This is a genomic window from Fischerella major NIES-592, assembly GCF_001904645.1.
Taxonomy (GTDB): domain Bacteria; phylum Cyanobacteriota; class Cyanobacteriia; order Cyanobacteriales; family Nostocaceae; genus Fischerella; species Fischerella thermalis.
This window is the reverse complement of sequence record NZ_MRCA01000010.1, coordinates 1-13,390: the sequence shown is the minus strand read 5'-3', so window position 1 is coordinate 13,390 and position 13,390 is coordinate 1. Positions and strand designations below refer to the sequence as shown.

Sequence of the window (13,390 nt, the reverse complement as noted above, 5' to 3'; positions counted from 1 at the left end):
TAGAATAGCTGAGGTTGAAACAATTAATAAAATTATCTAATCAAAATCGCAAATTATAAATCAATGTACAGACGGTCGTTTTTACAAGGTGCTACGACATTAGCTCTGGCGCAGGTGTTGATTGGGTGTGGTGGTAACAAACAAACTAGCTTGAGCGTTCAGTTATTAAAAGGTTCAATTCCTGGACAAGTGGTTGATCAATTCCGCCGTAATTTGGAAAAGGAAGTAAATTTAAATTTTGCCCCTGTAGAGCAGTTACAAAGCTTATTTGAAGAATTACAAAGTTGGTACAATCAGCCTCAAGCTAATCATCAGAAGGGATTGAGGTTTAATCTACCTTTTGGCTCATCACAAAAACCTAATATTGCTGACCTAGTGACATTAGGAGATTACTGGCTCAAAACATCAATAGAAAAGAAACTGATTCAACCACTAGAAGTAGAACAGCTAAAACAGTGGGCTGTATTACCACAACGTTGGCGAGAATTAGTGACACGCAACGAACAAGGTTTTTTGGATACCCAAGGAAAAGTGTGGGCAGCTCCCTATCGCTGGGGTAGTACAGTGATAGTTTATCGTCGTGATAAATTTGAACAATTGGGGTGGACACCAACAGACTGGAGTGATTTGTGGCGAACTGAACTACGCGATCGCATTTCTTTGCTGAACCACCCTCGAGAGGTCATTGGTTTGGTCTTAAAGAAGTTGGGAAAATCTTATAATACAGAAAATCTAGATGCAATTCCCGGTTTAGAAGCAGAACTACGTGCTTTAAATCAACAAGTAAAGTTTTACGATTCTACAAGATATTTAGAGCCACTGATTATTGGTGATACTTGGCTAGCGGTTGGTTGGTCAGATGATGTATTGCCGGTAGTAACCCGCTATCCGCAACTTGCTGTAGTCACTCCTCTCTCAGGAACAGCATTGTGGGCAGATGTTTGGGTAAAACCTATGGGTATTAACCAAGCAAACTTAGCTTACAAATGGATTGATTTTTGTTGGCAACCAAACATTGCTGAGCAAATTTTTATCCTCACTAAAACCAATTCACCGATTCCTACAAATATTCGAGCTTCTAATATTCAAGAACAAATACGCAATTTCTTACTAAATAACGATGAAATTTTAGGGAAAAGCGAATTTCTGCTCCCTTTGCCTCTTGCTGTAGCTGCTCAATATAAATCAATTTTTGCCAAAATTAAGAGCTAGTTAGTAGTTAGTAGTTAGTAGTAGGTAGAGACGCGAGGAGCATCGCGTCTGTACAATAGTTGTTCGTGGGTAGGAGCATAGACGTGCCGATCAGCTTCTCGCAGAGTGGCATTTATATGAATACATTTTTCTAAGTTTAAATATCTTCGTACAAATGCTTCGCCTTTACATTAGTTATTAGTTCATTGTCAATAATTATTCTAAACAACAACCAACAACCAACAACCAACAACCAACTTTCCTACAAAGAATTTCCTAAACCAAAGTTGTTTTGAGAATTGATTTTTATCTTACAAGATAATGGATTTGTATCAAAATTACATGTATAGCTTGCTAAACTTTCCTTTTGATAATTAAAAACCCGAATGTTATAGCCATAACTTCTAGCAATATCTCCCAAATTATTGACAAAATCGTATCGCTCCAGATAATCTAATAAACTCCATATTTGTTGATTCACAATCACATCTACTCGTGCGGTTTGGTGATTTGTGAATGGATAAGCTATCCAGTTATCTAGAAGTTTGTTTTCAGAAATTTCTTTAATCCACCATAAACTCGGAACACTCAACTTTCCTTGGTCAATGATATTAGCTGTAATGATAGAGCCTCTAGGATTAGTCAACAAATCTAATTCTAAAGGGGCATCAGAAGGAGAGGGAATTGATGGACTTTCTGCTAGTAAGGGTTGGGTAATTAACCAAGAAATTGTAGTTAAGCAGGTTCCTAAAATCAGAGCAAGCTGGCGCATAAAATCTGTTGATTGTTGCTCATTTCAACATATAAAATTATTTACTTGAGCGTCACTAAGTACAAAGTTGCATAAGTTTGTAATTTTATTAAAACGCACCAGGTAGCTGAGGAAAGCACTGAGGGACGCAGAGTGTTGCCATTTTTAACACAATAGTCATAATGACTATAAATTGCAACTAATGAAGCGAGAGTTAGATGTTTACATAACAGCAACAAAAGACCTCGGCGAAACCAACCGAGGTAAACAGATGCCAACACAGAGACTATAAACGTAGATTTCATACACCACTTCGTGTCTTGGAGTCTTAGTGGTTCAAAATTTTCCACTAAGGACTTTGAAACAAAGCTTGAAAGCGTTGATCAGAACTAATTTTGTCAAAATCTGAGTGACTTTTGATGGTTTCTAAATATTCTGGACAAAGGCTAATTGCTTGTTCTAGGTTGGCAACTGCAACTGGGATATTATGCTTTTGGGCATAACAACGAGCTGTGTTGTACCAAATCACAGGGTCGTTTGGTTGCAATTTTGCAGCTTGATTGTAGCTAGTGATCGCCTCATCGTAATTTTCTATATGTTCCCACGCTATACCTTTGTTTAACCAAGCTTTATAGTAATTAGGCTGAATAGATAACGTACGATCAAAGCTCTTGATTGCTTTTTGATAATGTTTCCATTCATTCAATGTTACGCCTCTGTTAAACCAAGCCATGACGTTATCAACATGGAATTCAATGGCGCGATCATAACTGTTGAGAGCTTCTTCATAACGCCTGAGTTCTCTTTGAGCATTACCTTTGTTGTTCCAAGCCCAATAGGCATCTGGTTGTAACTTCAAACATTGGTTAAAGCTGACTATTGCTTGTTGGTACTGCTGTAAGTCGCACAAAGTCAATCCGCGATTATGCCAAATAGTGGCAGCATTGGGGTTAAACTCGATGGCACGATCAAAGTTGTCGAGTGCTTCTTGATATCGTTCTAGCTTCCCTAAAGCAATAGCTCGGTTATGCCAAACCCAACTATCATTGCTGCGTAATTTCAGCATTTCGTCGAAACAAGCGATCGCGTCTTCGTGACGACCCAACGAACCCAACGCAAAACCCTTTTGGAACCAAGCTTCTGGATAATCTGGCTTACACCTGAGTGCTGTATCGAGATTGGCGATCGCCACTTCAAATTCTTGAACCCTATTGCGTCGAAGTCCTTGCTGGAAAAAAAACTCTGCTTCCAGGTTGAGAGTCAGCTTAAACGAGTTTGGCATCATACCCTAGAATGATTTTTCTTTTATATGTCAAAAACAATAACATAACTTAATAACTAAATTCGTTATTGATTGTTAAATGCAAATAAAAAACCATTCCTTAGGAACTTGCTGAAATTTCCAAATTAAGCCACTTATCCAAGGAAATTTTCAATTATTTGTGTTTAGGAATACTAAGTGAAACAACCTAATGAATTACCGAACCACGGGTTACACCTAGCTGATTTTGCAACTTCAACTCGCGCCAAAGTTGGGAACCTGTGATTTTGCCTTCCAGTAATTGTTGGTACTGGTGTATGGTTTGAGTGACATACTCAGGAGACTCATTGACAAATTCAATCCGGAAGTGACGTAAGCCCAACTCTATTAAAGGTTGTACATACTCTGCCCCTGTTTGCGCTGTACCATTAAATACTGTATTTCGACAACCAGCATCAGCATGAAGAATGTGTTCTGCACCAATGCGATGTCTGTCGACCAGCCCCTTTGCGTCCACGCGTAATTTCACTTCATGCTTTTCACACGGTCGCCCGCAATTACGGAAGTCTGTACCGCTAGATAAAAAAGCACAAAATACACAATGTTCCATATGAAACATCGGCATATGTTGATGGATAGTCACCTCAAACCAATCAGGGGGACTACTTTTAAGTAGGTCTTCCAGTTGGTTTATATTCAAATCGTAGGAAGCAGTAAGGCGTTCTAAATGAAAATTGTTTTTAAATAAGTCTGCTGTGAGAGGATTAGCAACATTGAGAGAAAAATCTCCAATGCAACGTTCATCAGCAAAGAATTCTAGATGGTCATAATTCCGTACCAAGTAGCCATCAGCTTTACACGAACGCACTTGCTGTAAAATCCAATTTTCTCCAGGCTTAGTAATTCGGGGTGGTGCAACCCAGATCGTAGGAGTGGGAGAGTCGCTTCTGAGATGGGGTGGTGGGGTGAAATTTTCTCCGCATCTTCTCTGTTGGCGTACCATCTCCACCGCCTGGCGATACTTACGGGGATCTTCAAATTCGCAGTAGATAGTATCAACGCCTGCTATGAGTGCTGCTTGTAGTTGCTGAAGATTACGTACTAGTACGATGAGAGATGGGGTAGTAGGTTGGTGGGATGATCGAGAGGGGAGTAGGTCACAAAGGGATGCATTGGGATTGAGTTGCCAACGCTTGGGTTTTCTTCGCAGGTTATCTAATTGGGTGACTATTTCTCGTCGCATTCGATTTAACTCACTCACGGGTAGCATCAATTCTCCAGTGAGGTTAGTTGTCAATTCACCCAAACGGAAAGGAGTATTACCGAGGCGACCGAATTGTTCTTGTAAACGTTCTGGAGTCAGAGGTTTTTTGTCGGCTGCGACTAGTGGTGTAGAAGATTCTACCTCAACGACATGACCGAGTTCATCACGTGCGATCGCCACTAAATTTTGTCCAACTTCTCCGTATACTTCAATCTGAATCGGACGCTGATACTGTGGTATGTCGCCGGCAAAACTCTGCCGCAATTGCTTATCAAGTTCCGGATCACTGGTTTTCCAAACCTTATCGCCTACATGCACTCGCCGCCAATTCAAATCCCGTCGTCCGAAGGTTAAGATGGTTTCTTTTCCCTTTTGTTCTACTGCATAGATGCGTCCGCCTTCTTCCTTAGCTTCTGGATGTCCGCAGTCAAATACAACACCATCACCTGGTTTTACTGGTGCTTCTAGCCTGAGGATCACCTTTTCATTACTAATGCGGATTACTTCTCCCAGGTAAACCCCCCGCTTTTTCCCAAAGCGGGCATGAACCAATTCTTGATTGTTAATTCCACGGAACCACCCAGTATAAATTCCCCGCGAAAAAGCCATCTCCAAATTGTACCGTTCCTCAGAAGACACGGAAAAGTTTTGAATGACATCCTCCTGTTCTCCTTGTCCCCTTTTCTCTTCCTTTTCCAACTCCACCATCACCCGATCCAACGCTTGCCGATAAACACGAGTCACATTTGCAACATACTCTGGAGACTTCAGCCGTCCTTCTATTTTCAGACAAGCTACACCGGACTTCACCAAATCAGGCAAAACTTCTAACCCTGCCAAATCTTGGGGACTGAGGAGGTATTTTCTATCTCCTAAATTCACCACTTCCCCATCAGCAATTAACTCATAAGGCATCCGACAAGCTTGGGCGCATTCACCCCGGTTAGCAGAACGTCCTCCTAGTGCTTCGCTTGTTAAACATTGCCCGGAATAAGCAACACACAACGCGCCGTGAACAAACACTTCCAAAGGTAACGAACTGCCTCTGTATGCTAGTTGACTTTGAATTTTATTGATTTCGTGGAGAGAACATTCACGGGCAAGCACAACTAAATTACACCCTAGCGATTTCGCAAATTCCACACCAGCAGTACTCGTGATCGTCATTTGAGTAGAAGCATGAATCGGAAAATCAGGTGATAGGTGACGAATGAGACGACAAATACCGATATCCTGCACAATTACCGCATCCACACCTGCCGCTATAATTGAGCGAATATATTGTTGTGCTTCTCTCAGTTCTTGGGGAAAAATTAGTGTATTAAGAGTAACATAACCTTTGACACCACGACTGTGCAGGTACTCCATTAATTCTGGCAAGTCCGCCTCAGTAAAGTTTTCCGCCCGCATTCTGGCGTTGAACCGATCCAAACCAAAATAAATTGCATCTGCACCATTTTCGACAGCAGCTTTGGCACATTCCCAATTACCAGCTGGGGCGAGGAGTTCGGGAAGTTGGAATTTGGGTGAAGTGGTTTCGGAAGTTTGTAGGCGATCGGCTTTCATTGGTACTAAGGCAGGATAGGTGATACCTTAGTGATTTTATCGTTGCTGGGGGGAAGGAGGAGACTGAGTACTTAATAAATTATTTTCGGTTTATGCTAAGTCGATATTCTACATATGTTAAGTATAAAAAATTGAATGACTCAGCTAACACTTCTCAACCTTAAGATTGCCGCAGCTCAATTTGTGAAAGCAATGAGCGGAACGCCTATTCCAGATTTATTTGGTTCTACTGATGGTAAGGCTGTTGGTACATACGTTGAGCAAGCATTTAATCACTACCTCAGAGCTACCTATAATTACCTACCTGGCAATGCTGCACTTGGTATTGACTTTCCCGACTTGAGCGTTGATCTCAAAGTAACTTCGATTCGCCAGCCACAATCTTCCTGTCCCTTTCGAGATGCTAGTCAAAAAGTTTATGGTCTTGGTTATCATCTGCTAGTTTTTACTTATGAAAAATTTGACGATACCACAACGCGAACTACTCGTCTAGATTTCCGAGATGCTATTTTTGTGACCAGAGAAAAGACAGGTGATTATCAAACAACCTACGGATTGATAGGAATTTTGAACCGCAAAGGAAACAAGGATGACATAATTGCTTATTTGGAGGAGCGTAATCTTCCGCTAGATGAGATAGGACGTAATCTTCTAGCAGAACAAATATTAGAGTTTCCTCCTCAACTGGGATATCTTACAATTTCTAATGCCTTACAGTGGCGACTTCAGTATAGTCGAATTATTGATGTTGCCAACTCGAAAACTGATATGGGAGTAGAGAACCTGCTTGTCTAAGGAATTTGGTGATTTTCAGACACCTCCTGCACTTGTCGCAGATGTGTTGAAATGTCTGAATGTCAGTGGAGAACGTTGGAAAAGAGTGCTTGAGCCAACATGTGGTAGTGGAAATTTTATTTCTGCTTTACTAGCCCTTCCTGTACCTCCACGAGAAATTCAGGCAATAGAGTTTGATTTAGCTTACTTTAAAACTGCAAAGAGTATTGCTGAACAAACTTCTGCAACTCGTATTATTGTTCAGCAAGCTAAAGTTTTTGATTTAGACTTACAGCATAACTTAAGTTGGAGCGAATCGGGTGATCTATTAGTTATAGGTAATCCACCGTGGGTGACTAATTCTCAACTTGGTGTATTAGAAAGCAATAATCTTCCAATAAAAACTAACTTCAAAGGTTTAAGAGGAATTGATGCTTTAACCGGATCTTCTAATTTTGATATTGCAGAGTACATTTGGATAAAACTTATCAGAGAACTTGCTTTTGAAAAGCCAACAATAGCTCTACTTTGTAAAACTTCTGTAGCACGTAATGTACTGAAATTTGCTTTTGATGCCAAACTTAAAATTAACAATGCTTCTATTCGATTGATTGACGCTCAAAAATGGTTTAAGGCTTCTGTAAGTGCTTGTTTATTTTCTATAGAGGTTGGTGCTGATAAACCTTGTTATCAAGCAGATGTCTATTCTGATTTGTATACAAATGAGCCACAATCAACTATAGGTATTATTGGTGAACAATTAGTTGCAGATGTTAAAGCTTATGAACGCTCTGCATTTATTGAAGGAGTTAGTTCTTGGAATTGGCGACAAGGACTTAAACATGATGCTGCTTCAGTAATGGAACTAACTCTAACATCACAGAATTTTTTTCAAAACAAGTTTAAGGAAATAGTCGATATTGAGCCAGACTACATTTATCCGTTACTAAAATGCTCTGACTTGTTTCATGGAAAAACTGATTCTCAACGGGGTGTCATAGTTACTCAGAAACGAGTAGGTGAGGATACATATATTTTACAAAAACAAGCTCCGCAGCTTTGGGAGTATCTCTGTAGTCATGTGGATATTTTTACTCAACGAAAATCATCTATTTATAAAGGTAAACCACCATTTTCTATATTTGGAATAGGAGATTATTCTTTCTCTTACTATAAAGTTGCTATTTCCGGTCTACACAAAGTTCCGAAATTTCGGGTAGTTATTCCAATAAATAATCGTCCTGTGATGTTAGATGATACTTGTTACTTTATTTCATGTAACTCTCTTGATAAAGCTATTCTTATAGCTTGCTTACTAAATAGTTCTGTTTGTCTAGAATTTATTATGTCAAAAGCGTTTGCAGATGCAAAAAGACCAATTACAAAAAAGCTGCTTCAATCTATTAATTTCAAAGCACTACTGAGTTGTATAGAACTAGAAAAGCTAATCATGCAAGCAAGTGTTGAGTACCAACGCTACAAACCTAACTCAGATATAGTTAATCCAGAATGGCATTCTTCTTTAGAATTGTTATCCAGATAATGTTTTGTTACAGTGAAGCGATCGCACTAATACCGCCGTGAAGTCAAAAGTCAAAAATCCAAAGGCTTTAATTTTGAGCTTTATGGCTGTTTTGTAGACGCGGAGGACGTACTTTCAGAAGTCGCAAATATTAGTCAGGAATGCAATCAAGTTGTTAGTAGGCTGAGTAGATAACCAGCTTTAAATCATTTATTTGAGGTTGTCCGATAATTTATCGGACAAGTTTATTAGATGTGGATTTAACCAGAGTACTGCCAGAATGAATTTTTCATTGACTAGCTCAACCAGCTAAAGCAATTTAGCTTAGTACTACTTTACTGAAACGGCTAGAACCCCTAGTAAAACGGAGAGGGGGGGATTCGAACCCCCGTAGGATTTCTCCTAAACGCATTTCGAGTGCGTCACCATCAACCACTCGGACACCTCTCCAAAAAAGATTTACACTTTTTTACAACGAAACTATAGCTACGCTTTTCCTATCATAGCACCATATCATTATTAATATCAATTTGGAAAAAAATACAATACATGGATAAAATCCCTCCCTAATCTTCCTTACTAAGAGGTTGTTTGAAAAGTGATTTGCTGTGATTTTAGGCACTTGTTGCTCCCCCAGCCCCTTAAAAAACAGGGCTGTTTCATCCCCTAAAAGACGCTAATTTACAAGCATCCAATGCAAAAAAATCAGATTGCATAATTATCATGGTGATCGCACTGAAATTTCATCGTCGAATCGGTAATTTTTCGATTACCAACCTCCCTAAATTTCACAGCGAGTACTCTTGACAAAACCTTACCTGAGCGAATTAAACAGCCCTGCCCTTCCCAAGGGGGGAAAGCTTATTAAAGTCCCCCAAATTAGCGGGGAATTTAGGGGGATCCAAACGTATTTGATACATCGCTAAGTACTTTTCAAACATCCTCTAATGCTCAAACTTCACAATACCGAAGTTTTATTTTCCGTTGTCTGGATAAATGGCTCAAATTCTCTTTGAGGAGTCCATTGAATTGCCCCATCTTTTGCTGTAAAGTATAGTTTTGTTTGACCTTGATTAATTTCTGACAAAGTTTTTTGATCAAGATTAGGGCTAGTGGCGATCGCTACTTGTGGTTGCAGAGCCTTCACTAGTTCTTTTAAGGATTCACCGGAACACCATAAAACTTGTGGACGAGGTAGTCCTCCTGTTTGAATTAATTGACGTATTTCTGCAGATTTAATATTGCCTACTAATAACCAAGATTGACCTTGAATTTGCATTTGTAAAATGGGTGATTCTTGATTAATTAATTGAGCCACGATGATATCAGTAGTGAGTGTTTGACCTACTGGTAAAGCTTGGTAAACTCCCTTCTGCTTTTGTACTGACTGTTGAATTACCTGACTGATGAGAAAATTTTCTTGTGAGGGAGCATAATCATAGAAAAATTTGATTGGTAGAGCTTGCATTACTTCTAACCAACTATTACTATTGCCATTGTGTTGAAAATCTGAAGCTATCGCCCAGTCAATTTGATTGACTCCCTGTTGTTGTAAAAATGGTAATATTGTAAAGCGTCCTGTTCCTTCATCTCCGCTATTAATAAGTGTTACTTTACCTTGGTTCTGCACTATGATCACGGGCTGATCATCAGCTGCTAAAACTGTAATCCGAAATAATGTACTAGCAGAATACCAAACCGGAATCAATACCAAACCAAAAGCAATAAAACTGGCAAACCACCATCGTTTTTGCCACCAAGTTGTTACCCAAACCAAGATAATAAGTGCATAAACAGTAAGTAGTTGCCAAATGCCAATTTTGCCGACAGCGTAAGAATTTCCTGGGAGACTACTAAAAAATTCTACTAATTTAATTAACCAATTACTAGGGTAGTTTAATAATCCAGCTAAAGTACTCCCAGCATCGGGAATAATTAAGGCAACTACTGCACTAATAATTCCACCTATACTAATTACTGAAATTAAAGGCGTGCTAATGATATTTAATAGCAGACTGTAAGTTGGTACAACTCCAAAAACAAAAAGTTGGAGTGGTAAAGTCCAAATCATCGCAGCTAGGGGAACAGCAATTAAAGAAGCGATCGCAGGCGGTAGCCATTGCAAACGTTCAGTCAAAGCCGGGACTGTAACTATTAACCCCAGTGTTGCTAAAAAACTTAACTGAAATCCTAAATCCCAAATCCATAAAGGATTAAATAACAATAATATAGTTGCCGCAACTAGTAATGATCCCAATTGTTTGACTTTGCGTTTTAATCCCAAAGCAATTAAAGCCGCAAATCCCATGATTACAGCTCTCAATACCGCAGGCTGGAAACCTGTTAAACATAAGAATAGAATTAAAGCTAAACTACCCAGAGTAATTTGCGTTGATTTTTTAAAGCCTTTTGTTAAGCCCAGGATTACACCCAAAATCAACGAAGTTTGAAACCCAGATGCTGCTAAGGCGTGAGCTAAACCAGCTTGGACAAAAGTATCACGGGTATTGTAAGGTAAATCAACAGCCTTGCTACCTAACACCATTGCACTCACAAGTGGCCCTGCTGGAACACCCAATAATTTTACTTGCGATCGCACAATGCGTTCTCTGACTTGCCACCATCCCCATTGAGGTTGTTCTTCATCTAACACATTTACTAATCGTCCCACTAAACCAGCAAACGCCCCTTCCTGTTGGAGATATTTCTGAAAATCAAAAGCGCCAGGATTGGATGGCGGTTTGGGTTTATATAAAATCCCAGTAATTGCTACTTCCTGACCAGGATACAATCCAGTAGCCTGAAGTATTGGTACTGTTACATACAATTTACCCGTTACACCTTTACCTAAACCTACTGGGCCCTTATCATTTTTAACTTCATCTAGCTTGTTTGCTTCTAACCAAAACTGTCCTCTTTGACTACGAGTGAGGCGTGGTGTACTGATTACCTCACCCCGAACGATCAAAAGTTGTTCTTGATTACTACTTTCTGGCGGAACAAATTTACTAATATCGTTTTCCCCTGCTTGGGGAACTCGTAGTGGAAAATATAAAGTCGCCAATAAGCCAACTACTCCAGCAATTAACCATACTCTGGCATGAGGAATATTAGACAACTGTGTTGCTGTCTGAGTTTTTGACAAAATTTTCTGTAAATATAGGCGTCGTCTTTGCAAAAAAACTGCTCCTACTATACCTAAAAGCAGTATCCAAACTCCGCCCCAAGGAATTGCTGTAAACAACAACCCAAGAATATAGCCTAGACAAATAATTACACCACTGGTCTGAATCATGAGACTGTTTGTAAAAAAATTAGCGCCTCACGCCTGGAATTAAACTAAGTATAAATGTAAAAAAGTCCACTCATGTGGACTTGTAATACTCGATTGCGATCGCCTTAACTTAATTTAGATTACAAAGATATACCTAAATGTAATCCTAATAAGGCATGAACAAGCATTAAACAAAGCGCACTACTACCCAAGTATGCATGAAGGGCACGTAAACCAGGTTTATTACCACCAAATTTACTTAAAGAAATTGCACCATTCATCCCCAGCAATAACAGCAAAATTGAACCAGTCCAAAAGTGAGGACTTTGAAAAATTGGCTGATGTTGCATCACCAGGGATAACACTCCTCCGGTATAACCCAACACCATAAACAAAAACATCCACGGTGCAAGTTTGCGATGATCACTGCGACTTTTCAAGGCTACTTCTTTATCTTCAGCAAGTCGTCCCCGCCAGCCACTGAACCCCACAAAGCTGCCCATAATAAAAATGACAATACCCATCATCGCCGGATGTCCCCAATGTACAATCGGTTCGGGAACTCCCAAAGAACGGAACCAAGCTGCGATCGGTTCTAAAATCTCAGTAAAGTTAATCATCGTTAATCCCACACCATCACTTATTTGCCAAGTTTCCCCTCACATCACCTATTTGGTATGAGACAAGGGGAATATATGCGTAAGTTATAACTTAATTACATTTGCCACTGAGCTATTTAATCTCTGTTAGATGCCAATTTAACCACCTGTCTTATTTAACAGTGGAAAACCTAGTTTTTCTCGCTGTTCTACATAAAGTTGTGCCACCTTGCGTGCCAAATGTCGAATTCTACCAATGTAGCGAGTCCGTTCGGTCACTGAAATTACCCCTCTCGCATCCAGCAAGTTGAATGTGTGTGAACACTTCATTACATAATCCAAGCTAGGTAAAACCAATCCTTTCTCTGTTAATTGCTGTGCCTCCTGCTCATACATATTAAATAAAGTCAGCAGCATCTCAGGATTAGAAGCTTCAAAATTATAAACACACTGTTCTATCTCGCCTTGAAGGTGAACATCACCATAGGTAATGTTATCTGTCCAGTGGATTTTAACCATAGCCTCCACTCCCTGGAGATACATTGCTAAACGTTCCAAACCATAGGTAATCTCAATCGAGACTGGACGACAATCAATACCCCCACACTGTTGAAAGTAGGTAAACTGGGTAATTTCCATTCCATCTAGCCAAACTTCCCAACCAGTACCCCAAGCACCTACAGTTGCATCTTCCCAGTTATCTTCCACAAACCTAATATCATGGTCTTCCGGACGGATACCCAAAGCCCTCAAAGAGTCTAGATAAATTTCTTGGATATTATCAGGTGAAGGTTTGATCAGTACTTGGTACTGATAATAGTGTTGAAATCGATTTGGATTTTCGCCGTAGCGCCCATCAGTAGGACGGCGACAAGGTTCAACGTAGGCTACAGCCCAAGGTTCTGGTCCCAAGGCTCTTAAAAATGTATGGGGGTTCTTGGTTCCTGCTCCCTTCTCTATATCGTATGGTTGGGCAATCAAACATCCGCGACTGCTCCAAAACTTATGCAAAACCTCTATTACCGACTGAAAATTCACAACAATCCTTCCGTAAAGTCAACATTGCCTAACCCATTGTTGCTTAAAGTCGTTGTTGCAAGCAGCTTTTGGCTACTAAAAAATGGAGAAAAATATTTTCTTAGAAGTAGTTGACAAGATGAGGGGGGTTAGCTACTATAAGAAAGTGCC

At 39.9% G+C, this 13,390-nt stretch carries 9 protein-coding genes and 1 tRNA gene; 3 read left to right on the top strand and 7 right to left on the bottom strand.

Annotated features, from left to right (window positions below):
• Nucleotides 1-63 precede the first annotated feature (63 nt).
• Entirely contained in the window at nucleotides 64-1,212 is a 1,149-nt protein-coding gene (locus tag NIES592_RS17015) for an extracellular solute-binding protein (RefSeq protein ID WP_073556379.1), read from the top strand.
• A 241-nt stretch (nucleotides 1,213-1,453) separates the two neighbouring features.
• On the opposite strand, the gene NIES592_RS17010 is transcribed toward NIES592_RS17015, so the two are convergent.
• The 3 genes from NIES592_RS17010 to NIES592_RS17000 form a co-directional block, all read right to left on the bottom strand.
• Complete coding sequence (locus NIES592_RS17010; protein ID WP_062245502.1) at nucleotides 1,454-1,963, bottom strand: hypothetical protein; 510 nt, start codon at nucleotides 1,961-1,963, stop codon at nucleotides 1,454-1,456.
• Between the two features lie 328 nt (nucleotides 1,964-2,291).
• The gene (locus NIES592_RS17005) at nucleotides 2,292-3,224 is read right to left on the bottom strand and encodes a tetratricopeptide repeat protein (protein ID WP_073556378.1); all 933 of its coding nucleotides are present in this window, start codon (nucleotides 3,222-3,224) and stop codon (nucleotides 2,292-2,294) included.
• A gap of 187 nt (nucleotides 3,225-3,411) precedes the next feature.
• Nucleotides 3,412-6,033 (bottom strand): U32 family peptidase, encoded by a 2,622-nt coding sequence (locus NIES592_RS17000; RefSeq protein ID WP_073556377.1) that lies wholly within the window; start codon nucleotides 6,031-6,033, stop codon nucleotides 3,412-3,414.
• 135 nt (nucleotides 6,034-6,168) lie between these two features.
• On the opposite strand from NIES592_RS17000, the gene NIES592_RS16995 reads away from it, so the two are divergent.
• On the top strand, nucleotides 6,169-6,828 hold the full coding sequence (locus NIES592_RS16995; protein WP_073556376.1) for a restriction endonuclease: 660 nt from the start codon (nucleotides 6,169-6,171) through the stop codon (nucleotides 6,826-6,828).
• A complete protein-coding gene (locus tag NIES592_RS16990; protein ID WP_178379572.1) occupies nucleotides 6,821-8,350 on the top strand; it encodes an SAM-dependent methyltransferase in 1,530 nt (509 codons plus the stop codon). Before NIES592_RS16995 ends, NIES592_RS16990 begins: the two co-directional genes overlap by 8 nt.
• A 344-nt stretch (nucleotides 8,351-8,694) precedes the next feature.
• Here the strand turns inward: NIES592_RS16990 and NIES592_RS16985 are convergent.
• The 4 genes from NIES592_RS16985 to glyQ form a co-directional block, all read right to left on the bottom strand.
• A tRNA-Ser gene (locus NIES592_RS16985) sits at nucleotides 8,695-8,779 on the bottom strand.
• A gap of 508 nt (nucleotides 8,780-9,287) precedes the next feature.
• On the bottom strand, nucleotides 9,288-11,624 hold the full coding sequence (locus tag NIES592_RS16980; protein WP_073556375.1) for a ComEC/Rec2 family competence protein: 2,337 nt from the start codon (nucleotides 11,622-11,624) through the stop codon (nucleotides 9,288-9,290).
• A 119-nt stretch (nucleotides 11,625-11,743) separates the two neighbouring features.
• Nucleotides 11,744-12,223: a DUF4079 domain-containing protein gene (locus tag NIES592_RS16975; RefSeq protein WP_073556374.1), complete on the bottom strand. Its 480-nt coding sequence runs from the start codon at nucleotides 12,221-12,223 to the stop codon at nucleotides 11,744-11,746.
• A 138-nt stretch (nucleotides 12,224-12,361) separates the two neighbouring features.
• Nucleotides 12,362-13,240: a glycine--tRNA ligase subunit alpha gene (gene glyQ / locus NIES592_RS16970; protein WP_073556373.1), complete on the bottom strand. Its 879-nt coding sequence runs from the start codon at nucleotides 13,238-13,240 to the stop codon at nucleotides 12,362-12,364.
• Between the last annotated feature and the right edge of the window lie 150 nt (nucleotides 13,241-13,390).

Coding starts and splice junctions, on each gene's coding strand:
- NIES592_RS17015 (WP_073556379.1), top strand. CDS start 64: ATGTACAGACGGTCGTTTTTACAAGGTGCTACGACATTAGCTCTGGCG.
- NIES592_RS17010 (WP_062245502.1), bottom strand. CDS start 1,963: ATGCGCCAGCTTGCTCTGATTTTAGGAACCTGCTTAACTACAATTTCT.
- NIES592_RS17005 (WP_073556378.1), bottom strand. CDS start 3,224: ATGCCAAACTCGTTTAAGCTGACTCTCAACCTGGAAGCAGAGTTTTTT.
- NIES592_RS17000 (WP_073556377.1), bottom strand. CDS start 6,033: ATGAAAGCCGATCGCCTACAAACTTCCGAAACCACTTCACCCAAATTC.
- NIES592_RS16995 (WP_073556376.1), top strand. CDS start 6,169: ATGACTCAGCTAACACTTCTCAACCTTAAGATTGCCGCAGCTCAATTT.
- NIES592_RS16980 (WP_073556375.1), bottom strand. CDS start 11,624: ATGATTCAGACCAGTGGTGTAATTATTTGTCTAGGCTATATTCTTGGG.
- NIES592_RS16975 (WP_073556374.1), bottom strand. CDS start 12,223: ATGATTAACTTTACTGAGATTTTAGAACCGATCGCAGCTTGGTTCCGT.